28 protein-coding genes are annotated in these 25220 nt (G+C 64.4%); 4 read left to right on the top strand and 24 right to left on the bottom strand.

Annotated features, from left to right (window positions below):
* Positions 1-82 precede the first annotated feature (82 nt).
* Genes ABZO33_RS25495 through ccmA form a run of 10 tightly spaced genes read right to left on the bottom strand, consistent with a single transcriptional unit; the run spans position 83 to position 7429 of the window.
* The gene (locus ABZO33_RS25495) at positions 83-508 is read right to left on the bottom strand and encodes a hypothetical protein (RefSeq protein ID WP_414538309.1); all 426 of its coding nucleotides are present in this window, start codon (positions 506-508) and stop codon (positions 83-85) included.
* Positions 509-521: 13 nt separating this feature from the next.
* The gene (gene ccmI, locus ABZO33_RS25500) at positions 522-1709 is read right to left on the bottom strand and encodes a c-type cytochrome biogenesis protein CcmI (RefSeq protein WP_414538310.1); all 1188 of its coding nucleotides are present in this window, start codon (positions 1707-1709) and stop codon (positions 522-524) included.
* The gene (locus tag ABZO33_RS25505) at positions 1702-2178 is read right to left on the bottom strand and encodes a cytochrome c-type biogenesis protein CcmH (RefSeq protein WP_414538311.1); all 477 of its coding nucleotides are present in this window, start codon (positions 2176-2178) and stop codon (positions 1702-1704) included. Before ABZO33_RS25505 ends, ccmI begins: the two co-directional genes overlap by 8 nt.
* A complete protein-coding gene (locus ABZO33_RS25510) occupies positions 2175-2711 on the bottom strand; it encodes a DsbE family thiol:disulfide interchange protein (RefSeq protein ID WP_414538312.1) in 537 nt (178 codons plus the stop codon). The genes ABZO33_RS25505 and ABZO33_RS25510 overlap by 4 nt, the downstream gene beginning before the upstream one ends.
* On the bottom strand, positions 2708-4681 hold the full coding sequence (locus ABZO33_RS25515; RefSeq protein ID WP_414538325.1) for a heme lyase CcmF/NrfE family subunit: 1974 nt from the start codon (positions 4679-4681) through the stop codon (positions 2708-2710). The genes ABZO33_RS25510 and ABZO33_RS25515 overlap by 4 nt, the downstream gene beginning before the upstream one ends.
* 11 nt (positions 4682-4692) lie before the next feature.
* Positions 4693-5148 (bottom strand): cytochrome c maturation protein CcmE, encoded by a 456-nt coding sequence (ccmE, locus tag ABZO33_RS25520; RefSeq protein WP_414538313.1) that lies wholly within the window; start codon positions 5146-5148, stop codon positions 4693-4695.
* The gene (ccmD, locus tag ABZO33_RS25525) at positions 5145-5321 is read right to left on the bottom strand and encodes a heme exporter protein CcmD (RefSeq protein WP_046854700.1); all 177 of its coding nucleotides are present in this window, start codon (positions 5319-5321) and stop codon (positions 5145-5147) included. Before ccmD ends, ccmE begins: the two co-directional genes overlap by 4 nt.
* Positions 5318-6085 (bottom strand): heme ABC transporter permease, encoded by a 768-nt coding sequence (locus ABZO33_RS25530; RefSeq protein WP_023632019.1) that lies wholly within the window; start codon positions 6083-6085, stop codon positions 5318-5320. Before ABZO33_RS25530 ends, ccmD begins: the two co-directional genes overlap by 4 nt.
* A gap of 46 nt (positions 6086-6131) precedes the next feature.
* Positions 6132-6800, bottom strand: a complete 669-nt coding sequence (gene ccmB / locus ABZO33_RS25535) for a heme exporter protein CcmB (RefSeq protein WP_031315999.1) — start codon at positions 6798-6800, stop codon at positions 6132-6134.
* The gene (ccmA, locus tag ABZO33_RS25540) at positions 6797-7429 is read right to left on the bottom strand and encodes a cytochrome c biogenesis heme-transporting ATPase CcmA (RefSeq protein WP_414538314.1); all 633 of its coding nucleotides are present in this window, start codon (positions 7427-7429) and stop codon (positions 6797-6799) included. Before ccmA ends, ccmB begins: the two co-directional genes overlap by 4 nt.
* A 133-nt stretch (positions 7430-7562) precedes the next feature.
* Between ccmA and ABZO33_RS25545 the strand changes: the two genes are divergently transcribed.
* Genes ABZO33_RS25545 through ABZO33_RS25560 form a run of 4 tightly spaced genes read left to right on the top strand, consistent with a single transcriptional unit; the run spans position 7563 to position 10493 of the window.
* The gene (locus ABZO33_RS25545; RefSeq protein WP_414538315.1) at positions 7563-9119 is read left to right on the top strand and encodes a flagellar hook-length control protein FliK; all 1557 of its coding nucleotides are present in this window, start codon (positions 7563-7565) and stop codon (positions 9117-9119) included.
* Positions 9116-9451 carry an EscU/YscU/HrcU family type III secretion system export apparatus switch protein gene (locus ABZO33_RS25550; RefSeq protein WP_414538316.1) on the top strand — a complete coding sequence of 112 codons (336 nt, stop codon included), beginning with the start codon at positions 9116-9118 and terminating at the stop codon, positions 9449-9451. The genes ABZO33_RS25545 and ABZO33_RS25550 overlap by 4 nt, the downstream gene beginning before the upstream one ends.
* A gap of 28 nt (positions 9452-9479) precedes the next feature.
* Positions 9480-9998: a hypothetical protein gene (locus ABZO33_RS25555; RefSeq protein ID WP_414538317.1), complete on the top strand. Its 519-nt coding sequence runs from the start codon at positions 9480-9482 to the stop codon at positions 9996-9998.
* Positions 9999-10493 (top strand): glycosyltransferase, encoded by a 495-nt coding sequence (locus tag ABZO33_RS25560; protein ID WP_414538318.1) that lies wholly within the window; start codon positions 9999-10001, stop codon positions 10491-10493.
* A gap of 165 nt (positions 10494-10658) precedes the next feature.
* On the opposite strand, the gene ABZO33_RS25565 is transcribed toward ABZO33_RS25560, so the two are convergent.
* The 14 genes from ABZO33_RS25565 to flhA all read right to left on the bottom strand — a co-directional run bounded on the left by ABZO33_RS25565 (position 10659) and on the right by flhA (position 24813).
* The gene (locus ABZO33_RS25565) at positions 10659-11054 is read right to left on the bottom strand and encodes a DUF2802 domain-containing protein (RefSeq protein ID WP_023630608.1); all 396 of its coding nucleotides are present in this window, start codon (positions 11052-11054) and stop codon (positions 10659-10661) included.
* A gap of 1 nt (position 11055) precedes the next feature.
* Positions 11056-11535: a chemotaxis protein CheW gene (locus ABZO33_RS25570; RefSeq protein ID WP_023630607.1), complete on the bottom strand. Its 480-nt coding sequence runs from the start codon at positions 11533-11535 to the stop codon at positions 11056-11058.
* A 67-nt stretch (positions 11536-11602) separates the two neighbouring features.
* Entirely contained in the window at positions 11603-12523 is a 921-nt protein-coding gene (locus ABZO33_RS25575; protein WP_414538319.1) for a CheW domain-containing protein, read from the bottom strand.
* Positions 12523-13311 (bottom strand): ParA family protein, encoded by a 789-nt coding sequence (locus tag ABZO33_RS25580; RefSeq protein WP_046854695.1) that lies wholly within the window; start codon positions 13309-13311, stop codon positions 12523-12525. Before ABZO33_RS25580 ends, ABZO33_RS25575 begins: the two co-directional genes overlap by 1 nt.
* A 78-nt stretch (positions 13312-13389) precedes the next feature.
* Complete coding sequence (gene motD / locus ABZO33_RS25585; RefSeq protein WP_414538320.1) at positions 13390-14247, bottom strand: flagellar motor protein MotD; 858 nt, start codon at positions 14245-14247, stop codon at positions 13390-13392.
* Positions 14248-14250: 3 nt separating this feature from the next.
* Positions 14251-14991 carry a flagellar motor protein gene (locus tag ABZO33_RS25590; RefSeq protein WP_023631606.1) on the bottom strand — a complete coding sequence of 247 codons (741 nt, stop codon included), beginning with the start codon at positions 14989-14991 and terminating at the stop codon, positions 14251-14253.
* A complete protein-coding gene (locus tag ABZO33_RS25595; protein WP_414538321.1) occupies positions 14991-16115 on the bottom strand; it encodes a protein-glutamate methylesterase/protein-glutamine glutaminase in 1125 nt (374 codons plus the stop codon). The genes ABZO33_RS25590 and ABZO33_RS25595 overlap by 1 nt, the downstream gene beginning before the upstream one ends.
* A gap of 45 nt (positions 16116-16160) precedes the next feature.
* Positions 16161-18374 carry a chemotaxis protein CheA gene (locus ABZO33_RS25600; protein WP_414538322.1) on the bottom strand — a complete coding sequence of 738 codons (2214 nt, stop codon included), beginning with the start codon at positions 18372-18374 and terminating at the stop codon, positions 16161-16163.
* 12 nt (positions 18375-18386) lie between these two features.
* Positions 18387-19175, bottom strand: a complete 789-nt coding sequence (locus tag ABZO33_RS25605; protein ID WP_046854691.1) for a protein phosphatase CheZ — start codon at positions 19173-19175, stop codon at positions 18387-18389.
* A 19-nt stretch (positions 19176-19194) separates the two neighbouring features.
* A complete protein-coding gene (locus ABZO33_RS25610) occupies positions 19195-19569 on the bottom strand; it encodes a chemotaxis response regulator CheY (RefSeq protein ID WP_217839637.1) in 375 nt (124 codons plus the stop codon).
* A gap of 104 nt (positions 19570-19673) precedes the next feature.
* Positions 19674-20414: an RNA polymerase sigma factor FliA gene (fliA, locus tag ABZO33_RS25615; protein ID WP_038706555.1), complete on the bottom strand. Its 741-nt coding sequence runs from the start codon at positions 20412-20414 to the stop codon at positions 19674-19676.
* Positions 20411-21244 (bottom strand): flagellar synthesis regulator FleN, encoded by an 834-nt coding sequence (gene fleN, locus ABZO33_RS25620; protein ID WP_023630864.1) that lies wholly within the window; start codon positions 21242-21244, stop codon positions 20411-20413. The genes fliA and fleN overlap by 4 nt, the downstream gene beginning before the upstream one ends.
* 114 nt (positions 21245-21358) lie before the next feature.
* Entirely contained in the window at positions 21359-22672 is a 1314-nt protein-coding gene (gene flhF / locus ABZO33_RS25625) for a flagellar biosynthesis protein FlhF (RefSeq protein ID WP_414538323.1), read from the bottom strand.
* Positions 22673-22683: 11 nt separating this feature from the next.
* Positions 22684-24813, bottom strand: coding sequence for a flagellar biosynthesis protein FlhA (flhA, locus tag ABZO33_RS25630; RefSeq protein ID WP_414538324.1), 2130 nt, complete (start codon positions 24811-24813; stop codon positions 22684-22686).
* Positions 24814-25220 lie beyond the last annotated feature (407 nt).

Consider the following 25220-nt stretch of genomic DNA (forward strand, 5'->3'; position numbering starts at 1 on the left):
GGGGCAAGCCCGCTCCCACGCCAGTAATGCTCGTCGTCAAATGCGTGGGAGCGGGCTTGCCCCGCGATAGGGCCAACGGCAATTATTGCCCGAACGCCCTGCCCAGGCCGCCCGGCACGCCACTGCTGTCGGTGTCCTGCCAAGGCCCGTTGGGGCTCAGCGACCAGCTCCAGCCGTTGTTCCAGCGGTAGTAGGTGCGCTGGCGGTAGAAGGTGTTGGGTTGTTTCTCCAGCACATAGACCCCCAGCTTCGGATCCCAATGGCTGGCGCCACCGGGTGGAGGCGCGAAGCTGGCAGAAGTGCGTGGCATGGGCTTGGGAATCGCCGCCGGCTTGCTCGGCTGGGTACCGGGCTGGCCACCTGGCAATGGCTTGACCACCGGCCCCTGGTGCGGTGGCGGCGTGGTCTCGATCGGCGGCAGCGGTTCACGCTCGCCCGGCTGATGCACCGTACACGCGGAAAGACCCAGGGCCAGGGTGATCAGGGTCAGGCGGACGGTGCTGTTCATGACGGTAGCTCTCTTACGAATCGGGGCTGTCGATGGTCAGGTGCTGGGTGGCCTGGGTGGCGGTGGCCAGTGGCGCACTCTGGCCCTTCCACTCGCCGCGGGTCGGCACGCCGGCACGCGAGACTCGGGCAACCAGTTGGACTTCGGTGAAGTCCGACAGTTTCATCTGCGGCATCATCGCGTCGGCATCCGACAGCTCCACTTCGATCGGCAACTGCGCCACCGTCACCCGCTTGGCCGCCAGCGGCATGGGCGGGCCATTGCTGGCACGGGCGAAGATGAACACGGTATCGTCCGGGCGCACCTTGTCCTTGAGCGCCGCGGCCAGTTCGACCCGCACTTTCAGGCGCGCGGCCTCGGCGACCTTGCCGCCGCCGGCCTTGAGCTTGTCGGCGGCTCGATCGATGCCACCCTGCAGCGCGGCACGGGAGGCATCGCCCTCCGGCAGTTGCGCCAACAGGCGCTGCCAGTAGTCGATGGCTTCCTGGAAACGTTCGCCCTCGAATGCAGCGATGCCGCGCAGGCCAAGGCTGGTGACTTCCTGCGGATCGGCTTTCAGCGCTTCATCGGTGAGCGCCTGCAGTTGCGCCGACCACTGTTTGTCGGCGGCGAAGTACAGCGCCTGAGCCCATTGTCCGAGCAGCTCGGGTTGGCGCCCGGCAAGGGCCACGGCACGCTCGAAGGCCTTGGCCGCATCAACCGGCCGCTGCTCGGCCATGTATGCCCGACCAAGGAAGTACAGGCCCTCGGCCGAATCCGGCTGGGCCTGCACCGCGCGCTCCAGGCGCGTGGTCATTTCGCTCATCGACTGCGGCGCGCTGGCGAACTCCTGGGTCAGCTCGACCTTGTCGGCTGCGCCGAAGTGCAGGTAGAGCCCCAGGGCCATTACCGGCACCAGCACCGCCGCCAGCAGCGGGATGGCCTTGCCCAGGCGGCCCTGGCGCGCTGCCTCGTCGCGTTCGGTGTCGGCCAGCAGTTCGCGGGCAGCTTCGTCACGGCCCGTTGCCAGTTGTCGATCATCGAGCACCCCAGCCGCCTGCTGGGCAGCCAGCTCGGCGACGCGCTCTTCGTAGAGCGCCACATTGAGTGCGGTACGGTCCTGCTCGGCCTGCTGGCGGCGGTAGCCACGCAGGATCGGCAGCAGCAGGAAAGCCAGGGCCGCGAGCAGCAGCAGGCCCGCGCTAAGCCAGAATTCAGTCATGGGTACGTTCTTTATCCAACAGTTTGGCCAGACGCTCGCGTTCGTCGGCGGACAGTTCGGTATTGCCGGCCACAGCCTGCCCGCGGCGACGACGGACGATCACCGCCAACACCACGAAACCACCGGCCAGGAGGATCCCCGGGCCGAACCAGAGCAGCCAGGTGCGCCCGCTGAGCGCCGGTTTGTAACGCACGAAGTCACCGTAGCGATCAACCATGAAATCGACGATCTGCTGGTTGTTCTTGCCTTCACCCAGCATGCGGAAGATCTCGCGGCGCAGGTCGGCGGCGATCGGTGCATTGGAGTCAGCGATGTCCTGGTTCTGGCACTTGGGGCAGCGCAGCTCCTTGGTCAGTTGCTGGTAGCGCTCGCGCTCGGCTTCGTCGCGGAACTGGTAGGTGTCGATGGCGGCCTTGGCCACCCCGGCCAGGCTCAGGCCCAGCACGGCAGCGGTAAGCCAGCGCCTCATGGCCTGGCCTCGTCGACCAGGCCCTGGTACAGCGGCGCCAGTTGCTCGCGCCACACCGTGGCATCGACCACGCCAACATGCTTGTAGCGGATGATGCCTTTTGCGTCGATCAGGAAGGTTTCCGGCGCGCCGTACACCCCCAGGTCCAAGCCCAGCGTGCCTTGCTGGTCGGCGATGTTCAGCTGGTAAGGGTTGTGGAACTCGGCCAGCCACTTCAGCGCGGCGGCGTTGTCGTCCTTGTAGTTGACCCCGTGGATCACCACGCCCTGCTTGGCGAGCTGGTTCAGGTACGGGTGCTCGACCTTGCACGATGGGCACCAGGTTCCCCACACGTTTACCAACGCCGGGTGCCCGAGCAGGTCGGCCTGGGTCAGGGTGCGGTCATCCTGCACCGTCGCCAGGGAGAACGCCGGGAAGGGTTTGCCGATCATCGCCGAAGGCAGCTCGTCGGGCTTGAGGAACAACCCCTTGTAGAGAAAGACCGCCACCAACAGGAACACCGCCAGGGGCACCACCATGATCCAACGCTTCATGCAGTTGCTCCAGACACGCCCAGGGCCTCACGCACCCGGGTCTTGACCTTGACGCGGTAGCGCCGGTCGAGGGCCGCCAGCAAGCCGCCCAGGCCGGTCAGCAGACCGCCCAGCCAGATCCAGCGGACATAGGGTTTGATATGCACCCGTACCGCCCAGGCGCCGTTTTCCAGCGGCTCGCCCAGGGCGACATACAGGTCACGGGTGAAACCGGCATCGATGCCGGCCTCGGTCATCATCGACTGCTGCACGGTGTACAGGCGTTTTTCCGGGTGCAGCACGGACACTTCGCGGCCATCGCGCGAAACGCGAATAGTACCCTTGTCAGAGATGAAGTTCGGGCCTTCGAAGTGTTTGGCCCCCTCGAACAGGAAGTGGTACCCCCCCAGCTCGACAGTCTCGCCCGGCGCCATGCGCAGGTCGCGCTCGGCACTGTTGTTGCTCGACAGCACCACGCCCAGGGCACAGACCACCAGCCCAAGGTGCGCGAGGTGCATGCCCCAGTAGCTGCGGTTGAGCCCCCCCAGGCCTTTGACCAGACCCTTGTGGCGCGTCTTGTCGAGAATGTCGCGCACGCCGGCGAGCACCACCCAGGCGGCCAGGGCGAACACGCTGAGCGCCGGCCAGTCGAAATCATCGACGATCAGCCCGGCGACCGGCGCCAGCACCGCGCTGCCGATCAGCACCGGGGTCAGCATGCCGGCCAGCCACTTGCCCGGTGTGTCCTTCCAGCGCACCACCACACCAATGCCCAGCACCACCATCAGCAGCGCCATCAGCGGCAGGAACAACGCGTCGAAGTACGGCGGGCCGACCGACAGCTTGGCCCCGGTCAGGGCGTCGAGCACCAGCGGGTACAGGGTACCCAGCAGGATCATCGAGGCCGCCACCACCAGCACCAGGTTGTTGGCCAGCAGCAAGGTTTCACGGGACCACAGGGCAAAGCCCACCTGGCTCTTTACCACCGGCGCGCGCAGGGCGAACAGGGTCAGCGAGCCGCCGACCACGAACAGCAGGAAGAACAGGATGAAGATGCCACGCGAAGGATCGGCGGCGAACGCGTGCACCGAGGTCAGTACACCGGAACGCACCAGGAATGTCCCCAGCAGGCTCAGGGAGAACGCGGCGATGGCCAGCAGCACGGTCCAGCTCTTGAACACCCCGCGCTTCTCGGTGACCGCCAGCGAGTGAATCAACGCGGTGCCCACCAGCCAAGGCATGAAGGACGCGTTCTCGACCGGGTCCCAGAACCACCAGCCACCCCAGCCCAGCTCGTAGTAGGCCCACCAGGAGCCGAGGGTGATGCCGACGCCGAGGAAGGCCCAGGCGACGATGGTCCAGGGCCGCGACCAACGTGCCCAGGCCGCGTCCAGACGCCCGCCGAGCAAGGCGGCGATGGCGAAGGCGAACGCCACCGAGAAGCCCACGTAGCCCATGTACAGCATCGGCGGGTGGACGATCAGGCCGAAGTCCTGCAGCAGCGGGTTGAGGTCGCGACCATCGCCCGGCACCTGCGGCAGCAGGCGTTGGAACGGGTTGGAGGTGATGATCAAAAAGCTCAGGAAGCCCACGCTGATCATGCCCATGACCGCCAGCACCCGCGCCAGCATCACTTGCGGCAACTGGCGCGAGAAGATCGACACGGCGAAGGTCCAGCCGCCGAGGATCAGCGCCCACAGCAGCAGCGAGCCTTCGTGGGCGCCCCACACGGCACTGAACTTGTAGTACCAGGGCAAGGCGCTGTTGGAGTTGCTGGCCACATAGGCGACCGAGAAGTTGTCGGTCATGAAGGCATGAGTGAGGCAGGCAAAGGCAAACGCCAGGAAGGCGAACTGCCCCCAGGCCGCCGGCCGCGCCAGGCCCATCCACAGGCTGTCACCGCGCCAGGCGCCGAGCAGTGGCACGCTGGCCTGCACCACGGCGAAACAGATCGCCAGGATCATCGCCAACTGGCCCAGTTCGGGAATCACCAGAGCTGCGTTCATGGCTTGGCCTCCCCACCAGTGGCGGCCTGACCGCTTTCCTTCAGGGCCTTGGTAACTTCCGGCGGCATGTATTTCTCATCGTGCTTGGCCAATACCTCATCGGCCACCACCACGCCGTCGGCATTGAGCTTGCCGAGGGCGACGATGCCCTGCCCTTCACGGAACAGGTCGGGGAGAATGCCGCGGTAGGTGATCGGCACCGACTTGGCATAGTCGGTGACCACGAAGCGCACATCGAGCGAGTCGGCCGAGCGCTGCACCGAGCCTTTCTCGACCATGCCGCCGGCGCGGATGCGGGTGTCCAGCGGCGCTTCGCCGTTGGCGATCTGCGTCGGGGTATAGAACAGGTTGATGTTCTGCTGCAGCGCGCTCAGGGCAAAGCCCACGGCGACGCCGACACCGGCCAGCAGGCCGAGGATGATGAACAGGCGTTTCTTGCGCTGCGGATTCACGGTTTGTTCTCCCGGCGCAGACGACGCGCCTCTTCTTGCAGGTAGCGGCGACGGGCCAGCAGAGGCGCGGCGACATTCAGCGCCAGCACTGCCAGGCAGATCCCGTAGGCCGACCAGACGTACAGGCCATGGTGGCCCATGGCGAGGAAATCACTGAAGGAGGCAAAGCTCATCGTGCCGCCTCCCGGCCAAGCTGGCTCAGCACTTCATCCTTGACCCAGCTGGCCCGCGCTTCACGCTTGAGCACTTCCAGACGCATGCGCAGCAGCAGCACCGCACCGAAGAAGCAATAGAAGCCCAACGCGGTAATCAGCAACGGCGCCCACATTTCCACCGGCATTGCCGGCTTTTCGGTGAGGGTGAAGGTGGCGCCCTGGTGCAGGGTGTTCCACCACTCCACCGAATACTTGATGATCGGGATGTTGATCACGCCGACGATCGCCAAGACCGCACAGGCCTTGGCCGCGCTGTCACGGTTGCTGATGGCCTGGCCCAGGGCAATGATGCCGAAGTACAGGAACAGCAGGATAAGCATGGACGTCAGGCGCGCATCCCAGACCCACCAGCTGCCCCAGGTGGGCTTGCCCCAGATCGCTCCGGTGACCAGCGCCACTGCGGTCATCCAGGCACCGATGGGCGCCGCGCACTGCAGCGCGACATCGGCCAGCTTCATCTTCCATACCAGCCCCACCACGCCTGCCACGGCGAGCATCACATAGCACGACTGCGCCAGCATGGCGGTCGGCACATGGATATAGATGATGCGGAAGCTGTTGCCCTGCTGGTAGTCCTGGGGGGCGAAGGCCAGGCCCCAGGTGATGCCGACCAGCAACAGCACGATGGCGCAAACGGTCAGCCACGGCAGCATGCGGCCGCTGATGGCATAGAACCATTTGGGGGAGCCTAGCTTGTGGAACCACGTCCAGCTTATTTTCATCAGGGTACATCCAGGGTGTTGGCCGGGCTGCAATGCCCGGCACTCGTTATTCGCCGACGCTGATCTTCAGGCCGGCCGCGATCGCAAAGGGTGCCAATGTCACCGCCAGGGCCGTCAGGCTGGCGAGCCAGAGCAGATGACCGGTGGCGGGCATATTCTGCAACGCCGCCTGCAACGCACCACTGCCCAGGATCAATACAGGGATATACAACGGCAGAATCAGCAACGCCAGCAGCAGGCCGCCGCGCTTCAGACCGACCGTCAGCGCCGCCCCCACCGCGCCCAGCAGGCTCAGCACCGGCGTACCCAGCAGCAAGGAAGCGAGCAGCACCGGCAAGCAACTGGGCGGCAGGCCCAGCATCAGCGCCAGCAATGGTGCCAACAATACCAGCGCCAACCCGGAAAAGATCCAGTGTGCCAGCACCTTGGCCAGCACCAGCATCGCCAGCGGATGCGGCGAAAGCACCCACTGCTCGAGCGAGCCGTCCTCGAAATCACTGCGGAACAACCCGTCCAGCGACAACAATACCGCCAGCAAGGCCGCGACCCAGACCAGCCCCGGCGACAAGGTTTGCAACAATTGTGTCTCGGGCCCTACCGCCAGCGGGAACAGGGCGACGACGATGGCGAAGAACACCAGCGGGTTGGCCAGCTCCGCCGGGCGGCGGAACAGCAGCCGCGCCTCACGGCGCAACAGCAGAAGGAATACGCTCATGCCGCCCATTGCCCCAGGTTCAGCTCGCGATAGCCGGATGGCTTGCGTTCGAGCGTGTGATGGGTGGTCAGCACCACGGTGCCGCCCTGCTCGCAGTGGGCCGCGAGGTGGGCCTCCAACTGGGCCACGCCCTGTTTGTCGAGGGCGGTGAACGGTTCGTCGAGGATCCACAGCGGCGGGCTGTCCAGGTACAGCCGGGCCAGGGCCACGCGGCGCTGCTGGCCGGCAGACAAGGTATGACAGGGCACATCCTCGAAACCGCGTAGGCCGACCGCCTCCAGCGCCTGCCAGATCGCCTCCCGGTTGGCCGGGCGGTGTAACGCGCAGAGCCAGGCAAGGTTCTCTTCGGCGGTAAGCAGGTCCTTGATCCCGGCGGCATGGCCGATCCACAGCAGGATGCTGGCCAGGGCATGGCGTTGTTCGGCCAACGGCTCGCCTCCTAGCAGGATCTGCCCGGCAGTGGGCTGCATGAGCCCTGCCAGCAGGCGCAGCAAGCTGGTCTTGCCGCTACCGTTGGGGCCGGCGATCTGCAGCATGTCGCCGGGGTGCAGCTCGAAGTGCAGATGCTCGAACAGCAGCCGCCAGTCGCGCTCGCAGGCCAGGCCCGCGGCTTGGAGGTGAAGGGTCACGGTATCGCCTTATGCAGTCTGTGTCTCAAGTCGCTCCAACCCTTGCCGTTATACTGGCAGTGGCGAGCGAGCGGCATTATTGCACGCGCCAGCGCGCTGCCAAGAGGGCTGGTTCGACAGGTTGTATACAATCATGACTGAAATCAATAGTCTCAGCACACAAACTGCGGTAAGCGCCCAAGCGACACGGGCCGCGATGACCGGTGAAATGCTGCGCCTGCTGCAGGCCCAGCCCGGCCTGCTGCCACCCGGAGAAACCGCCGAAGCCGAGGTCGTCAGCCTGCGCCAGCTCGGCCAGGAGTTCCAGATGCTGCTGCGCCTTACCCAGGCCAATGGCAACCAGACACAAGTACTGACCACTGCCAGCCAGCCCATGCCACCCGGCAGCCAGATCCTGGTCAGCCAGCCCGAGGCCAACCGCCTGGCGGTAATGGTGCAACAGGCCGCTGCCGGCAACATCGCCACCCTGACCCAACTCGACACCCGGCAGCTACCGGTCGGCACCTTGCTGCAGGCCAAGGTTCTAACCAGCCAGGCCTTGTCGCAGAGCCCTGGCCTGCCCGCGACCTTCCGCTCGCTGGTGAGCGTGCTCAACAGCAGCCAGGCAGGTGCCACCCTGGCCATTGACAGCCCTCGACGGCTCCCCGTGGGCAGCCTGCTCAGCGCGCTGGTGCAGGGGGAGCAGGCGCTGCGCTTCGTGCCCCTGAGTAACCGGCAGGACCAGTTGGCCATTACCCAGCACCTGTCGACCCAACAGGGCCTCCAGGCTTCCCTGCCGGGCGTGCTCGCCAGCCTGCAACGGATCGCTAGCAGTCCCGATACGGCCCCCGAATTGCGCGCCAGCGCCGAGCGCCTGCTCGCCAGCCTGCCGGATGCCCGACAGATGGGAGACGCCAAAGGCCTGGCGCAGGCACTCAACAACAGCGGAGCGTTCTTCGAGTCCAAGCTGCTCGGCGGGCAGACGAGCAGTATCGCGCCCGATCTCAAGGCGCAACTGGTCAAGCTGATGGCCCAGGCACTGCCCGGTACTCCCGGACACCCGCCGCTGGGCACCGCTACCATCGCCCAGGCCCTGCCAGGCCTGGCCCGCAGTGCCCTGGGCATGCTTGGCCAGGTCAGCCCGCGACCGCTGCCCAGTGCATTCCCCCTGCCCTCACGTCTGCTGCAGAAGCTGGAAAGCGAAGGCGACCTGCAGCAACTGCTGCGCCTGGCCGCCGCGGCGATCTCCCGGCTGCAGAGCCATTCGCTGTCCAGCCTGCAGCAGACCGGCACACTCGACAACGGCAACCAGCAGACTACCTGGCAGAGCGAGATCCCGGTTCGCCATGGCCAGGAGTTCATTCCCCTGCAAGTGAAGCTGCAACGCGAAGAAACCCCGGAACAACAGGCCGACCGAGACCGCGAACAGGATGATCCGCTCAAGGCCTTGTGGCGCATCGAGCTGGCTTTCGACCTGTCACCGCTCGGCCCGCTGCAGGTCCAGGCGCAACTGGCCCAGGGCCGACTGTCCGGCCAGCTGTGGGCACAGCAGGAACAAACGGCGCGCCTGATCGACAGCCAGTTGGGCGCCTTGCGCGAACGCCTGTTGGCCCGCGGCCTGGATGTCGGCGACCTGGAATGCCACCCCGGCACGCCGCCCCAAGGCCCGCGCACGCGACTGGAACAACGCTGGGTGGACGAGAACGCATGAGCAACAAGCAACCGCGCCAGGCCATCGCCCTGAGCTACGACGGCCAACAGGCCCCGACCCTGAGTGCCAAAGGCGACGACGAACTGGCCGAAGCCATCCTCGCCCTGGCCCGCGAACACGAAGTACCGATCTACGAGAACGCCGAGCTGGTGCGCCTGTTGGCAAGGCTGGAGTTGGGCGAGCAGATACCCGAGGCGCTGTACCTGACCATCGCCGAGATCATCGCGTTCGCCTGGCAGTTGCGCGGCAAGGTGCCTGTCAACTTCAGGGACGAGCCCGCCGCCGAGCGCGACATCACGCCACAACTGCCAGGCCTGCCTTACCGTCCCTGATATCGGGCGGTAGCCTGTTGCCGCTCGCGTGCTGGCCGCATGTATTCACCGGAGGCGGTCTGGCTACGAGGACGCCGACTACCGCATTACCAGCAATGGCGATGCGATCGATCCCCAGCACTACATTGCCCAGCTGAGCAGCCGCGACCTGCAGCCGGTGAGTCTGTCCAGCCGACAGGTCACCGACGCCATGCGCATGCGCACGCTGCGAGCCTTTGGCGTGGAGCTGCACCTGCCGGTGCAGATGCCTGGCCCGCTTCCTGCCGGAGCACGGCCCGTTCCGAGACAGTTTCTTAGCCTTTGGGTAGGGGACAAAGCGATCGACGCGCAATTATTGAGCAATCTGCGCAGCAATGCCGAACGCTTGCGCGCCAGCGCCTACAACCTGCGGCTGTATCTCTCGAAGGCCAACAGCAGTGCTTTTGATGAAAACCTGAACCTGCTCGCAAAGGAGGCACCTGGCGTCGATGTGTACCGCTGGAAGATCAGGACTGGTTCATCCATTTTCGTGAAGGCCCGTACCATGCCCAGTACCAGGCTGCCCTGAATGGTGGCAACTTTCTCCTCCGCCTCTGATGTGCTGCGCTATCCCATGCTGCACAGCGAAGGCGGCATCTACATGGACGTCGACGACACGCTGCTGGCCGTGGGTGAACACCCCTACAAGATAAATGGCCGGCCGGTGGGCAGCCCGGATGAAGCCATCGGGCAGGTCGAGCTGAGCATCAACGACGAAGGGCTACTGCTGTTCCCTCCGATGTCCAACGAAAAGCTCGGGATGAACTGCCAGTTCAACACCAGCCTGATCGGCAGCCACGCCGGCAACCCGACATTGCTGGCGATCAGAGAGGAGATGCGCAGCCGCTATCTGGTTGAACCAGAGTTCTATGGCAACCGCCCCGGCCTGCGGGACGACCAGACCGGCTTCTATCGTTATGCCGCCAGCCTCAACCGCTTGACCGGCCCGGGGCTGCTCACCGACGTCGTAGACCAGCACCTGCCGCTGCTGAAGACCCTGCGCCATATCACCAATCTGTTCTAGATGCCGCGCATCAATACCTTCCAGTATGTGGATCCGGAGGCCTATCGTGCGGCACTACGCCAGTGGCTGCCGCTCAACCGCCTGATACGCGTGGGTTGCAATCACTCGTGGGCAAAGCCTTGATTGCGGACAGAAAAAAGGCGACCGCAGGGTCGCCTTCCTTCATCACTCGCCGCGGTGCAGCTTGCTCATCAACTGCGCCTCGGCCTGGGTCAACCCGCAGGTCTGGGTCAGTTCCTCGACGCTGGCGCCCATTCCCACCAGTTTGGCGGCCTGGGCGAAGGTGACGCTGTTGGGGTCGCGCTGCTCGAGTTGCTGGAGCTTCTCGGGCAGCGGTGCCACCACCGCGCGCAGCTCATGGATCGCTTCGCCCATACGCACGGTACCGTTCTGGTAGTCGTCCAGGCGCTTGGCGAGGTCCTTGATGCGCTGGTCACGCAGCGCATCGCCCTGGGCCTGCTGGGCGGCCAGCTCGCGCTGGCGCTTGCTGTAGTTGAGGAAAAACCACAGGCTCAGCGCCCACAGCAGCGCCAGGAAGATGACAGCAACCTCGAAGATCAACTCAGATGTTCTCCAGCTCGGACCACTCTTCCTCGGTCATCATCTTGTCCAGCTCGACCAGGATCAGCAGCTCGCCGTTCTTGTTGCACACGCCCTGGATGAACTTGGCCGACTCTTCGTTGCCGACGTTAGGCGCGGTCTCGATCTCCGACTGGCGCAGGTACACCACTTCAGCGACGCTGTCGACGAGGATGCCGACCACCTGCTTGTCCGCCTCGATGATGACGATACGGGTGTTGTCGGTGACTTCGCTCGACATCAGGCCGAAGCGCTGGCGGGTGTCGATCACCGTCACCACGTTGCCGCGCAGGTTGATGATGCCCAGCACATAGCTGGGGGCGCCCGGTACCGGGGCGATCTCGGTATAGCGCAGGACTTCCTGCACCTGCATGACATTGATGCCGTAGGACTCGTTGTCCAGACGGAAGGTAACCCATTGCAGGATCGGATCTTCGGAACCCTGTGCAGACGACTTTTTCATTCCCCTAGCCCTCTAAATCCGCCTTCGGCGGTGTGCTCTGTGTAGCCGCGGCAGTAGCGGCGTTGATTCAGTTGTGTTTGGTGTTCATCTGCTTGACCGCGCCACTGGCGATCAGCTCGGCCAGCTCGGCGACATCGAGCAGTGCGCACATGTGTTCGATCACCGTGCCGGCCAGCCACGGGCGCTGGCCGCGCTGGCTGCGCCACTTGATCTCACTCGGGTCAAGGCGCAGCGAGCGGCTGACCTGATGCACGGCCAATCCCCATTCGTAGCCCTGCACGGATATCACGTATTGCAGGCCTTGGCGGAAGTCATCACGGTAGCGATCCGGCATCACCCAGCACGCCGTGTCGAGTACCTTTAGGTTGCCCGCCTGGCAGGTGAGGATGCCGAGGAACCAGTCCGGTTGCCCGAACAGCGGTGTCAGCTCCTGACCGGCCAGGGTATAGATCGAACCCAGGCACACCAGAGGCACCGCCAGGGTCAGCCCGGCGACATCGAACAGCAGGCATTCGAATGGCTCGGCGGCCCATTCAGGACGCCCGTCTACCGTCGCCGGTGGTGTCGGCGCGGCAGGCGCCGCCGGCAGGTGCAGCTCCACCAGTGGCGTCGCCGGCTCGATGGCCGGGGGGTCGGTCAACAGCGGGATGCTGGCCTCAGCCACCACCTCGCGCTCGACCACCGCCACCACCGGTTCCATGACAGGTGTGGCGGGCGGCAGCACGGTTGGCAGGACCTTGGCCTGCGGCTCGGCGAAAGGCCGGGGCGCAGGCGCGGCTGGCGTTACCTGGCGCTGAGCATCGCGGGCCTGTTCCTCGCGGACCGCCGCCTCGAACTCATCGCCGGGAGCCTGCTCCATGGGCTGCGCGACAGGCAGATCTTGCTCGGGCGGCAACTCGAACGGCTCGGTGGCTTCCTGCAGCAACCCATCCAGGTAGGACTGCAAGGCCATTTGCGGCTTGGTGGTGATGTGCGGTGCCTGGTTCATCAGGCCACCTGCAGCGCGGAGCGATAGGTGAGCAGGTGCTTGAGCAGCGCGCGATAAGCCACCACGCCGCGGCTCTTGCCATCGAACTGCGAGGGCGTGACACCGTTGCGGCTGGCGTCGCGCAGGCGCGTATCCACCGGGATGTAGCCTTGCCAGACCTGATCGCCATAAGTGTCGCGCAGCACTTTCAAGGTGCCCAGCGAAGCCTGCGTACGGCGGTCGAACAGGGTCGGCACGATCTGGTACGGCAACGCCTGTTTGCGCGAACGGTTGATCATGCCCAACGTGCCGACCATGCGTTCCAGGCCCTTGACCGCGAGAAACTCGGTCTGCACCGGGATCACCAACTGCTGGCTGGCGGCCAGCGCGTTGACCATCAGTACGCCCAACAAGGGGGGGCTGTCGATCAGGGCGAAGTCGAAATCCTGCCACAGCTGCGCCAGACTCTTGGCGATCACCAAGCCCAGGCCACTCTGCCCCGGCGACTGGCGCTCCAGCACCGCCAGCGCGGTGCTCGACGGCAGCAGCGAGATTCGCTCGTCGCTGGTCGGCAACAGCAACTGCCCCGGCAAGCCCTCGGGTACCGTGCCCTTGTGCAGGAACAGGTCGTAGCAACTGTGCTCGAGCGCATCGGGGTTGTGCCCGAAATAGCTGGTCATCGAGCCGTGCGGGTCGAGGTCGACCACGACCACGCGCTTGCCCGCCTCGGCCAGCAGGCCGGCCAGGGCGATGGTGGTGGTGGTCTTGCCGACGCCACCTTTTTGATTGGCTACTGCCCAGACTCTCATCGTGCGTTGCTTCCTCCCGGTATGGCCGCCTGCCCTGCCGGGAACGGTGTGAAGTTCAGTGACGGGGATTTGACGAAATCAGCCCCCGGTCGACGGTGCTGGCGAGGCTGGTGCACTTTGTGTGCCAGCCCGGCGCATCGCCGCATCCGGGGTGGCATTGGCGCTGCCGCTGCCGGTCAGGCTGCGACGCACCTCCAGGTTACGCGAGATCACCAGCACCACCCGGCGGTTGCGCGCTCGGCCGTCGGCACTGTCGTTGCTGGCCACCGGCTGGTACTCGCCGTACCCCACCGAGGCCATGCGCGCCGGGTTGACCCCTTCCATGGCCAGCAAGCGGACGATGCTCGCCGCCCGCGCCGACGACAGCTCCCAGTTGGTCGGGTACTGGGCCGTGCGGATCGGCAGGTTGTCGGTGAAGCCCTCGACGTGCACCGGGTTGGCGAACGGCCTGAGGATCTTCGCCACCTTCTCGATGATCTCGAAGGCGACATCGCTGGGCATGGCGTCGGCACTGGCGAACAGCAGCGAGGAGTTGAGCTCGATCTCCACCCACAGTTCGTTGCCGCGCACGGTCATCTGGTTGGACTTGATCAGGTCGCCAAAGGCGTCGCGGACATCGTCGGTGATGGTCTTTAGCGGATCGGCGCTGGTCTGCGCCAGGCCCGCGTCGGTCTGCTCGCTGTCCTTGATCAACGGCTCGGCCGGCTTGACGCTCAGCGGGCGCTCATCGCCGATCGGGATCGGTTTCATGCTGCGTTCGGGGTCGTTGAACACCCCGATCAGCGCCTGGGAAATCTGCTTGTACTTGCCTTCGTTGATCGACGAAATCGAATACATGACCACGAAGAAGGCGAACAGCAGGGTAATGAAGTCAGCATACGAGACCAGCCAGCGTTCGTGGTTCTCGTGCTCTTCGATCTTGCGACGGCGGGCCATGGCTTACTCCATGAAGCCTTGCAGCTTCAGCTCGATCGAGCGTGGGTTCTCGCCTTCGGCGATCGACAGCAGGCCTTCGAGCAGCATCTCGCGGTAACGCGACTGGCGCAGGGTGATGGCCTTGAGCTTGTTGGCGACCGGCAGCAGGATCAGGTTGGCACTGGCCACGCCATAGATGGTGGCGACGAAGGCCACGGCGATACCGTTGCCCAGCTGCGACGGATCGGCCAGGTTGCCCATCACATGGATCAGGCCCATTACCGCGCCGATGATACCGATGGTCGGCGCGTAGCCGCCCATGCTCTCGAACACCTTGGCGGCCTGGATGTCACGGGACTCCTGAGTCAAAAAATCGACTTCGAGGATACTGCGGATGGCTTCCGGCTCAGCGCCGTCGACCAGCAACTGCAGGCCTTTGCGGGCATAGGGGTCGGGCTCGGCATCAGCCACGCCTTCCAGACCCAGCAGGCCTTCCTTGCGCGCCGTCAGGCTCCAGTTCACCACCCGGTCGATGCCGCCGGCCAGGTCGACCCGTGGCGGGAAGAAAATCCAGCGAATGATCTGCAGGGCACGCTTGAACGACGACAGCGGCGACTGCAGCAATGCCGCCGCCAGGGTGCCGCCCAGCACGATCAGCGCCGCCGGGCCGTTGATCAGCGCACCGACGTGGCCGCCCTCCATGAAGTTGCCGCCAACGATGGCGACAAAGGCGAGGATCAGGCCGATCAGGCTCAACACATCCATCAGACGCACGCCTCGACCAGGTGCTTGCCGATCTCGTCCAGGCTGTAGACGGCGTCGGCGAGGTTGGCCTTGACGATGGCCATGGGCATGCCATAGATCACGCAGCTGGCTTCATCCTGCGCCCACACGGTGCTGCCGCCCTGCTTGAGCAGGCGCGCGCCTTCGCGGCCATCGGCGCCCATGCCGGTGAGGACCACCGAGAGCACCTTGTCGCCATAGGACTTGGCGGCGGAGCCGAAGGTGATATCCACGCAGGGCTTGTAGTTCAGACGTTCGTCGCCCGGCAGGATCTTCACCGTGCCACGGCCGTCGACCATCATCTGCTTGCCACCCGGGGCCAACAGGGCCAGGCCCGGGCGCAGCACGTCACCGTCTTCGGCCTCCTTGACACTGATCTTGCACAGTTTGTCCAGGCGCTCGGCGAAGGCCTTGGTGAAGGCAGCCGGCATGTGCTGGATCAGCACGATCGGCGCAGGGAAACCGGCAGGTAGCTGGGTCAGCACCCGCTGCAGCGCCACCGGGCCGCCCGTGGAGGTGCCGATGGCAACCAGCTTGTACGGCTTGCGCTTGGGTGCTGGCGAATGCGTGCCAGCCGCTGCCGCGGCGCGGGCTGGAGCGGCAGTGCGCGCAGGCGCGGTGCCGGCTAAGCTGCTGGCCGGGGCATGGCTGCTGGCAGGAGCCGGCGCGGCGACCGGTGCCGGGCTGGAATAAGCGCTGAACCGGCGGTTGCTGCGCGAGATGGTGTGGACCTTCTCGCAGAGCATCTGCTTGACCTTTTCCGGGTTACGCGAGATGTCTTCAAAATTCTTCGGCAGGTAGTCGACCGCACCGGCATCCAGGGCGTCGAGGGTGACGCGGGCGCCTTCATGGGTCAGCGAGGAGAACATCAATACCGGCGTCGGGCAGCGCTGCATGATGTGGCGCACCGCAGTGATGCCGTCCATCATGGGCATTTCATAGTCCATGGTGATGACATCGGGCTTGAGCGCCAGCGCCTGGTCGATCGCTTCCTTGCCGTTGGTCGCGGTACCCACGACCTGGATCGTCGGGTCGGACGCGAGAATTTCCGAGACGCGGCGGCGGAAGAAACCGGAATCATCCACCACCAGGACCTTGACTGCCATAAACACTCCGTTAGGTGGCGCACCCGCCTGGGCGCGCCACCGAAATCAAATACGCCGGGCGGCGTAACGCTTGAGCATGCTCGGGACGTCGAGGATCAGCGCGATACGGCCGTCACCGGTGATGGTCGCGCCGGACATGCCCGGGGTTCCCTGCAGCATCTTGCCCAGCGGCTTGATCACCACCTCTTCCTGGCCGACCAACTGGTCGACCACGAAACCGATGCGCTGGGTGCCGACCGACAGGATCACCACATGACCTTCGTGCTGCTCCTCGTGCTCGTGGTCCTGGACCAGCCAGCGCTTGAGGTAGAACAGCGGCAGCGCCTTGTCGCGCACGATCACCACTTCCTGGCCGTCGACCACGTTGGTACGCGACAGGTCGAGGTGGAAGATCTCGTTGACGTTGACCAGCGGGAAGGCGAACGCCTGGTTGGCCAGCATCACCATCAGCGTCGGCATGATCGCCAGGGTCAGCGGCACCTTGATGACGATCTTCGAGCCCTGGCCCTTGGCCGAGAAAATGTTGATCGAACCGTTGAGCTGGGAAATCTTGGTCTTCACCACGTCCATGCCGACGCCGCGGCCGGACACGTCGGAGATCTCGGTCTTGGTCGAGAAGCCCGGGGCGAAGATCAGGTTGTAGCAGTCCGACTCGCTCAGGCGGTCGGCCGCGTCCTTGTCCATCAGGCCCTTTTCCACGGCTTTGGCGCGCAGGATGCTCGGGTCCATGCCCTTGCCGTCGTCGGAAATCGACAGCAGGATGTGGTCACCTTCCTGCTCGGCGGACAACACTACCCGGCCCATGCGCGACTTGCCGGAGGCTTCACGCTCGTCGGGCATCTCGACGCCATGGTCGACGGCGTTGCGCACCAAGTGCACCAACGGGTCGGCCAAAGCCTCGACCAGGTTCTTGTCCAGGTCGGTTTCTTCGCCGACCAGCTCCAGGTTGATCTCTTTCTTGAGCTGGCGGGCCAGGTCGCGAACCAGGCGCGGGAAACGCCCGAAGACCTTCTTGATCGGCTGCATGCGCGTCTTCATGACCGCGGTCTGCAGGTCGGCGGTGACCACATCGAGGTTGGACACGGCCTTGGACATGGCCTCGTCACCGCTGTTGAGCCCCAGGCGCACCAGGCGGTTACGCACCAGCACCAGCTCGCCGACCATGTTCATGATCTCGTCCAGACGCGCGGTGTCGACTCGCACGGTGGTTTCGGCCTCGCTGGCGCCGTGCTTTTCGGCGGTTGGCGCTGGCGCCCGAGCCGGGGCGGCGGACTTGGCAGCGGCTGGCGCAGGAGCAGGCGCTGGCGCAGGTTTGGCAACAGGCTTGGCTTCGGCCTTGGCCGCGACAGGTGCGGCAACGGCGGCGGCTGGCGCTTCGGCTACAACCGCCTCGCCAGAGAACTTGCCCTTGCCGTGCAACTGGTCGAGCAGCGCCTCGAATTCGTGTTCGGTGATGCTCTCGTCAGCCGCCGCTGGTGCCGCGCTGGCTACAGGCGCAGCGACGCCAGGCAATGCATCGACGGCGAAGGTGCCCTTGCCATGCAACTGATCGAGCAGCGACTCGAATTCGTCGTCGGTGATCTCATCGCTGGCCGGCGCCGCTACTGCGGGCTCACTGGCCGCAGCATCGGGCGAGAACTGGCCCTTGCCGTGCAACTGGTCGAGCAACGACTCGAATTCGGCGTCGGTAATCTCGTCGCCACCGGCGCTGACCTGCTCACCCTGCAGTTGCTCGTGAACCTCGGCTTGGGCCTTGACTGCATCGAGCGAGTCGAGCAGTTGCTCGAACTCGGTGTCGGTGATGTCGGGTTCGGCCGCCGGCGCTTCGGCGACAACGGCCACCTCGACCGGGGCCGGCTCTTCGGTACCAGCGGGCTCGGCCAGGCGCGACAGCGCCGCCAGCAGCTCGCGGGTGGCCGGCGTGACATCGGTGCGCTCACGTACCTGGCCAAACATGCTGTTGACCGTGTCGAGTGCTTCAAGCACCACGTCCATCAGCTCCGCGTCGACCCGGCGCTCACCTTTGCGCAGGATGTCGAACACGTTCTCGGCAATGTGGCAGCACTCCACCAACTCATTGAGCTGAAGGAAGCCGGCGCCCCCTTTTACAGTGTGGAAACCGCGGAAAATCGCGTTGAGCAGGTCCGCATCATCGGGCCGGCTTTCCAGCTCGACCAATTGCTCGGACAGTTGCTCGAGGATTTCGCCGGCTTCTACCAGGAAATCCTGAAGGATTTCTTCATCGGCGCCGAAGCTCATTAAACGTGCTCCTTAAAAACCCAGGCTGGACAACAGATCGTCGACATCGTCCTGGCTGGACACGACGTCTTCACGCTTATCGGCATGAATCTGCGGACCTTCACCCCGAGTCGGATGTTTTTCTTGATCTTTTTCAGCACGCAGCTGCTGGTGGTCATGTTCGATACCGGCAAAGCGGTCGACCTGGCTTGCCATCAGCACGAGCTTGAGCAGATTGCTTTCGACTTCGGTGACCAGCGTGGTCACCCGTTTGATCACCTGGCCGGTGAGATCCTGATAATCCTGGGCCAGGACGATATCGTTGATATGGCCCGCGACCTTCTGATTACCTTCGGCGCTATGCGTCAGGAAACTGTCCACACGCTTGACCAGCTCACGGAACTCCGGCGCCGCCACCTCGCGGCGCATGAAGCGCTGCCAGTCGGCGGACAGGCTCTGGGCCTCGGTGGCAAGGTCGTTGAGCACCGGGGTACATGCCTCCGCCAGGTCCATGGTGCGGTTGGCCGCACCTTCGGTGAGGCGGACCACGTAGGAGAGGCGCTCGGCGGCATCAGTGATCTGCGACACTTCCTCGGCCTGCGGCATGGCCGGGTCGATCTGGAAGTTGACGATTGCACTGTGCAGTTCGCGGGTGAGCTTGCCGACTTCCTGGTACAGCCCGCGGTCACGGGTCTGGTTCAGTTGGTGGATCAGCTGCACCGCCTCACCGAAGCGGCCGCGCTCGAGGCTCTCGACCAGCTCCTGGGCATGCTTCTTCAGGGTTGATTCGAACTCACCCAAAGAGTTATTGGTTGACTCCATTGCGCCCCCCAGACGTGACTCAGCCGTTGACGCGTTCGAAGATCTTTTCGATCTTTTCTTTCAGCGCCTGGGCGGTGAAAGGCTTGACCACGTAGCCGTTGACGCCGGCCTGGGCTGCTTCGATGATCTGCTCGCGCTTGGCTTCTGCGGTGACCATCAGTACCGGCAGGTGCTTGAGACGCTCGTCGGCACGCACGGCGCGCAGCAGATCGATACCGGTCATGCCCGGCATGTTCCAGTCGGTCACCAGGAAATCAAAGTTCTCGCTGTTGAGCATCGGCAGTGCCGTGTTGCCGTCATCAGCTTCCTTGACGTTGGTGAAACCCAGGTCACGCAACAGGTTCTTGATGATCCGCCGCATCGTCGAAAAGTCGTCAACGATGAGGATTTTCATGTCTTTGTTCAATTAGACCTCCAAGCAGTCTTAAACGCGCTCGGCGCCGAGCGCGCGCTCAATCAATTCGGCACTACAAAAAAACGACTGCACTGAACCCGGGTTCAACGTGCCCGCCACTCCCCAAGGCGGCTGCGCAAACGCGCGGCGCACTGGCTGTGCAACTGGCTGACACGCGATTCGCTGACCCCCAGGACCTCACCGATTTCCTTGAGGTTCAGCTCTTCGTCGTAGTACAGCGCCAGGACCAGGCGTTCGCGCTCTGGCAGGTTGGCAATCGCATCGGCCAGCGCAGCCTGGAAGCGCTCGTCTTCCAGGTCCCGCGCCGGCTCCAGCTGGCCGCTGGCTCCGTCCTCGTGCAACCCTTCATGTTCGCCGTCCTGCAGCAGGTCGTCGAAACTGAACAGGCGGCTGCCCAAGGTGTCATTCAGAATCCCGTAGTAATCATCGAGACTCAATTGGAGTTCGGCAGCAACCTCGTGATCTTTAGCGTCGCGGCCAGTCTTTGCTTCGACACAACGGATCGCGTCACTGACCATGCGCGTGTTGCGGTGCACCGAGCGTGGCGCCCAATCGCCCTTGCGCACCTCGTCGAGCATGGCGCCGCGAATACGGATACCGGCGTAGGTTTCGAAACTGGCACCCTTGCTGGCATCGTATTTGTTGGCCACTTCCAGCAAGCCGATCATCCCGGCCTGGATCAGATCCTCGACCTGGACGTTGGCCGGCAGGCGAGCCAGCAGGTGGTAGGCGATACGCTTGACCAACGGCGCGTAGCGTTCGATCAGCTCGTACTGCGCGTCCTTGGCGGCCTTGCTGTACATCTTGAAACCGCTCGCGTTCATAGCACCGGCCCTGCACTGGTGGGCTGCACCAGGCGCTCGACAAAGAATTCCAGGTGCCCGCGCGGGTTGGCAGGCAGCGGCCAGCTGTCGACCTTCTGCGCGATGGCCTTGAACGCCAGCGCACACTTGGACCGAGGGAAGGCCTCATAGACCGCCCGCTGCTTCTGCACGGCCTTGCGCACGCATTCGTCGTAAGGCACGGCACCGACGTATTGTAGGGCGACGTCGAGGAAGCGGTCCGTGACCTTGGTCAACTTGGCGAAAAGGTTGCGGCCTTCCTGTGGGCTCTGGGCCATGTTGGCCAGCACACGGAATCGATTCATCCCGTAATCGCGGTTGAGCAGCTTGATCAGCGCATAGGCGTCGGTGATCGAGGTCGGCTCGTCGCACACCACCAGCAGCACTTCCTGGGCGGCGCGGACAAAACTGACCACCGAGTCACCGATACCCGCAGCCGTGTCGATCACCAGCACATCGAGGTTGTCGCCGATGTCGCTGAAAGCCTGGATCAGGCCGGCGTGTTGCGCGGGCGCCAGGTGCACCATGCTCTGCGTGCCGGAGGCCGCCGGGACGATGCGCACACCGCCCGGCCCCTGCAACAGCACATCACGCAGCTCGCAGCGACCTTCGATCACGTCGGCGAGGGTGCGCTTGGGCGTGAGCCCCAGCAGAACGTCGACATTGGCCAGGCCCAGGTCGGCGTCAAGCAACATCACCCGGCGGCCGAGCTCGGCCAGCGCCAGGGACAGGTTCACTGAAACGTTAGTCTTGCCGACGCCACCTTTGCCACCGGTCACGGCGATCACCTGTACGGGATGCATGCTACCCATGTCTGTTCTTTACCTTGTCTCGCTTGGACCCAGGCCACATGAGGGGCTGAACATTCAAGGCCTCGGTCCGGCCGGGCAACCCCATGATGTAGGTACTTTGCACAGTATTCACCCTCAACCCGCGCGCTTGCCAGGGTTGTGGTACAGATCAGCGAACATGTCGGCCATGGCCTCGTCGCTGGGCTCTTCCTGCAACTGCACACTGACGGCGCGGCTTACCAACTGGTGCTTGCGCGGTAGCTGCAGGTCGTCGGGAATGCGCGGCCCATCGGTCAGATAGGCCACCGGCAATTCATGACTGATGGCCAGGCTCAGCACTTCGCCGAGGCAGGCCGTTTCGTCGAGTTTGGTCAGGATGCACCCGGCCAGGCCGCAGCGCTTGTAGCTGTGGTAGGCGGCGGTGAGCACCTGTTTCTGGCTGGTGGTCGCCAGCACCAGGTAATTCTTCGCGGCGATGCCGCGCCCGGCCAGGGTCTCGAGCTGCATGCGCAGCGCCGGGTCGCTGGCCTGCAGACCAGCGGTGTCGATCAGCACCACACGCTTGCGCAGCAACGGCTCCAGGGCCTGAGCCAGCGACTCGCCCGGATCGACGTAGGTGACCGGCACATTGAGGATGCGGCCCAGTGTCTTGAGCTGTTCCTGGGCGCCAATGCGAAAACTGTCCATGCTCACCAGCGCCAGGTTGTTCGCGCCGTACTTGAGCACGTAACGCGCGGCCAGCTTGGCCAACGTGGTGGTCTTGCCCATGCCGGCAGGGCCGACCATGGCGATCACCCCGCCCTCCTCGATCGGTTCGATCTCGGGCACGTCGATCATCCGCGCCAGGTGCGCCAAGACCATGCGCCAGGCATGGCGTGGTTCTTCGATCCCGGCAGTGAGGTCGAGCAGCTCGCGGGCCAGGCCACCGGAAAGGCCGAGGCGCTGCAGCCGGCGCCAGAGGTTGGCCTGCTGCGGTTTGCTGCCTTGCAGCTGGCTCCAGGCCAGCGAACCGAGCTGGACTTCGAGCAACTCGCGCAAGCCAGTCAGCTCGAAGCGCATGGCATCGAACAGGCGTGGATCAACGGGTGCCGACGCTGGCGCGGCAACCGGCGCGGGCTCATCGACATGTGGCTCGACCAGCGGTTCCGAAGCGGTCAGCGGCTGCCCGGCGAACAATTGCCGGTTGCCGCCCTCGACAGCATCGCCACGCCCGGTCAGTTCGGCCTGGGCGGTAACGATGCGCGACTGGGTCTTGCGCAGCTCGTCTTCTAGCTCCGCGTTGGGCACGCGCGGGGCCAGGGCGGACAGCTTGTAGTCCAGCGCAGCCGTCAGCTCGACACCGCCAGCGATGCGTCGGTTGCCGATGATGGCGGCGTCGGAGCCGAGCTCATCGCGGACCAGCTTCATGGCCTGACGCATATCGGCGGCGAAAAAACGCTTAACTTGCATAACCCACTACCTCAGCCGTTCGGGCCCACGGTGGCAACGATGGTGACTTGCTTGTTGTCAGGTATTTCCTGATACGCCAAAACATGCAAATTCGGTACAGCCAGGCGACCGAAGCGCGACAGCATGGCGCGGATCGGGCCGGCGACCAGGAGGATGGCCGGCTGGCCCTGCATTTCCTGACGCTGGGCCGCCTCGATCAACGAGCGCTGAAGCTTTTCGGCCATGCTCGGTTCAAGAAGAACACCATCTTCCTGACCCTGCCCGGCCCTTTGCAGACTATTGAGCAAGATTTGTTCCAACCTTGGCTCCAGGGTGATCACAGGCAGCTCGGACTCAACGCCGACAATGCTTTGCACGATGGCGCGGGCCAATCCGACGCGCACCACCGCCACCAGCGCGGCGGTATCTTGACTCTTGGCCGGGTTGTTGGCGATGGCTTCGGCAATGCTGCGGATGTCACGCACCGGCACCTGTTCAGCGAGCAGCGCCTGCAGGACCTTGAGCAGGCCCGACAAGGAAATGACGCCCGGCACCACTTCCTCGGCCAGTTTCGGCGAGACCTTGGCCAGCACCTGCAGCAGTTGCACCACCTCCTCGTGCCCGATCAGCTCGTGGCAGTGCTTCTGCAGGATCTGGTTGAGGTGCGTGGCGACCACGGTGCTGGCATCGACCACGGTGTAGCCCAGCGACTGTGCCTGGGCGCGCTGACCAACATCGATCCACACCGCCTCCAGGCCGAACGCCGGATCACGCGAGGCGATGCCATTGAGGGCGCCGAACACCTGGCCGGGGTTGATTGCCAGCTCCCGGTCCGGGTAGATCTCTGCCTCGGCCAGGATCACGCCCATCAGCGTCAGGCGATAGGCACTGGGCTGCAGGTCGAGGTTGTCGCGGATGTGCACGGTGGGCATGAGGAAGCCCAGGTCCTGGGAGAGCTTTTTGCGCACGCCCTTGATCCGCGCCAGCAACTGCCCGCCCTGGTTGCGGTCGACCAGCGGGATCAGCCGGTAGCCAACCTCAAGGCCGATCATGTCGATTGGGGTGACGTCGTCCCAGCCCAGTTCCTTGGTTTCCATGGCACGCTGCGGCGAAGGCAGCAGGTCCTGCTGGCGCTGGGCCTCCTGCTGCGCCACGACCTTGGCCTTTTGCTGCTTTTTCCAGAGCAGGTAGGCGCCACCGCAGGCCACCCCCCCAAGTCCCAGGAAGGCCATGTGCGGCATGCCCGGCACCAGCCCCATGACAATCATCAAGCCGCCAGACACCGCCAGCGCCTTGGGCGAATCGAACATCTGACGGTTGATCAGCTTGCCCATGTCCTCGGAGCCCGAGGCGCGAGTGACCATGATTGCGGCTGCGGTGGACAGCAGCAGTGATGGCAATTGCGCCACCAAACCGTCACCGATGGTCAGCAAGGCATAGACCTTGCCGGCATCGCCGAAGCTCATGCCGTGCTGCAGCATGCCAATGAGCATGCCACCGATGAGGTTGATAAAGAGGATGAGCAGGCCGGCGATGGCGTCACCGCGCACGAACTTGCTGGCACCGTCCATGGAACCGTAGAACTCGGCTTCCTGGGCAACTTCGCTGCGCCGCGCCTTGGCCTGGGCCTGGTCGATAAGGCCGGCATTGAGGTCGGCGTCGATGGCCATCTGCTTGCCGGGCATGGCGTCGAGGGTGAATCGTGCACTCACTTCGGAGATACGCCCTGCGCCCTTGGTCACCACCACGAAATTGATGATCATGAGGATGGCGAACACCACGGCACCGACGACATAGTTGCCGCCGATCACCACTTCACCGAAGGCCTGGATCACCTTGCCCGCGGCGCCATGGCCTTCCTGGCCGTGCAGCATGACCACGCGGGTTGACGCAACGTTCAGCGCCAGACGCAACAAGGTCGCCACCAGCAGGATCGTCGGGAACGCTGCGAAGTCGAGGGGACGCAGCGCATAGACGCAGACCAGGAGCACCACGATCGACAGGGCGATGTTGAAGGTGAAGAACACGTCGAGCAGGAACGGCGGTATCGGCAACATCATCATTGCCAACATCACCAGCAGCAGCAACGGCACGCCGAGATTGCCCCGGCCGAGACCGGCCAGGTTGTTGCGGGCGTTGCTGATTAACTGAGTGCGATCCACCGCGAGTCCTCTTCAAGCAAAACTTTGACGCCTGCGTGGCGCCTGGCGCTGCCTTTGCAAGAAGCTTTCCAACTTTTGGTTTTGGGGGATTTGGCGGGCTGGGTGCGCGGGCGGGCGGGCGGGCGGGCGGGCGGGCTTTAGAGTGTTGGTGATGGTTTTGATGGATGTATGCGCATTCAGAGGCGATGGCGACGCATACTCACCTTTTCGCCTTTAAGGCGACCTTCTTTTGCACGCGGGCAAAAGAAGGCAAAAACCGCTCGCGGTATGACTCACCCACATGGGTTACAAATCAGTTCACGCACATGGGTAACAGTCTTTAACTGGCAGGGTCGGTTTTCGAGGATCTGACCATGCCTTGGCGAGAGCTGAAACCTATGGACCTTAAAATGCTTTTCATCGCGGAT

This window comes from Pseudomonas sp. CAM1A (assembly GCF_047501685.1).
Taxonomy (GTDB): domain Bacteria; phylum Pseudomonadota; class Gammaproteobacteria; order Pseudomonadales; family Pseudomonadaceae; genus Aquipseudomonas.

What these genes read in the sequence shown, in the direction of transcription:
- ABZO33_RS25610 (WP_217839637.1), bottom strand. Translation starts at nt 19,569, where the DNA reads ATGAAAATCCTCATCGTTGACGACTTTTCGACGATGCGGCGGATCATC.
- fliA (WP_038706555.1), bottom strand. Translation starts at nt 20,414, where the DNA reads ATGAACGCGAGCGGTTTCAAGATGTACAGCAAGGCCGCCAAGGACGCG.
- ABZO33_RS25505 (WP_414538311.1), bottom strand. Translation starts at nt 2,178, where the DNA reads ATGAGGCGCTGGCTTACCGCTGCCGTGCTGGGCCTGAGCCTGGCCGGG.
- flhF (WP_414538323.1), bottom strand. Translation starts at nt 22,672, where the DNA reads ATGCAAGTTAAGCGTTTTTTCGCCGCCGATATGCGTCAGGCCATGAAG.
- ABZO33_RS25560 (WP_414538318.1), top strand. Translation starts at nt 9,999, where the DNA reads ATGGTGGCAACTTTCTCCTCCGCCTCTGATGTGCTGCGCTATCCCATG.
- ABZO33_RS25580 (WP_046854695.1), bottom strand. Translation starts at nt 13,311, where the DNA reads ATGAGAGTCTGGGCAGTAGCCAATCAAAAAGGTGGCGTCGGCAAGACC.
- fleN (WP_023630864.1), bottom strand. Translation starts at nt 21,244, where the DNA reads ATGGGTAGCATGCATCCCGTACAGGTGATCGCCGTGACCGGTGGCAAA.
- ABZO33_RS25605 (WP_046854691.1), bottom strand. Translation starts at nt 19,175, where the DNA reads ATGGAGTCAACCAATAACTCTTTGGGTGAGTTCGAATCAACCCTGAAG.
- ABZO33_RS25600 (WP_414538322.1), bottom strand. Translation starts at nt 18,374, where the DNA reads ATGAGCTTCGGCGCCGATGAAGAAATCCTTCAGGATTTCCTGGTAGAA.
- ABZO33_RS25575 (WP_414538319.1), bottom strand. Translation starts at nt 12,523, where the DNA reads ATGAACCAGGCACCGCACATCACCACCAAGCCGCAAATGGCCTTGCAG.
- ABZO33_RS25530 (WP_023632019.1), bottom strand. Translation starts at nt 6,085, where the DNA reads ATGAAAATAAGCTGGACGTGGTTCCACAAGCTAGGCTCCCCCAAATGG.
- ABZO33_RS25590 (WP_023631606.1), bottom strand. Translation starts at nt 14,991, where the DNA reads ATGGATGTGTTGAGCCTGATCGGCCTGATCCTCGCCTTTGTCGCCATC.
- ABZO33_RS25495 (WP_414538309.1), bottom strand. Translation starts at nt 508, where the DNA reads ATGAACAGCACCGTCCGCCTGACCCTGATCACCCTGGCCCTGGGTCTT.
- ABZO33_RS25570 (WP_023630607.1), bottom strand. Translation starts at nt 11,535, where the DNA reads ATGAAAAAGTCGTCTGCACAGGGTTCCGAAGATCCGATCCTGCAATGG.
- ABZO33_RS25595 (WP_414538321.1), bottom strand. Translation starts at nt 16,115, where the DNA reads ATGGCAGTCAAGGTCCTGGTGGTGGATGATTCCGGTTTCTTCCGCCGC.
- motD (WP_414538320.1), bottom strand. Translation starts at nt 14,247, where the DNA reads ATGGCCCGCCGTCGCAAGATCGAAGAGCACGAGAACCACGAACGCTGG.
- ccmB (WP_031315999.1), bottom strand. Translation starts at nt 6,800, where the DNA reads ATGAGCGTATTCCTTCTGCTGTTGCGCCGTGAGGCGCGGCTGCTGTTC.
- ccmI (WP_414538310.1), bottom strand. Translation starts at nt 1,709, where the DNA reads ATGACTGAATTCTGGCTTAGCGCGGGCCTGCTGCTGCTCGCGGCCCTG.
- ABZO33_RS25550 (WP_414538316.1), top strand. Translation starts at nt 9,116, where the DNA reads ATGAGCAACAAGCAACCGCGCCAGGCCATCGCCCTGAGCTACGACGGC.
- ABZO33_RS25510 (WP_414538312.1), bottom strand. Translation starts at nt 2,711, where the DNA reads ATGAAGCGTTGGATCATGGTGGTGCCCCTGGCGGTGTTCCTGTTGGTG.
- ccmD (WP_046854700.1), bottom strand. Translation starts at nt 5,321, where the DNA reads ATGAGCTTTGCCTCCTTCAGTGATTTCCTCGCCATGGGCCACCATGGC.
- ABZO33_RS25545 (WP_414538315.1), top strand. Translation starts at nt 7,563, where the DNA reads ATGACTGAAATCAATAGTCTCAGCACACAAACTGCGGTAAGCGCCCAA.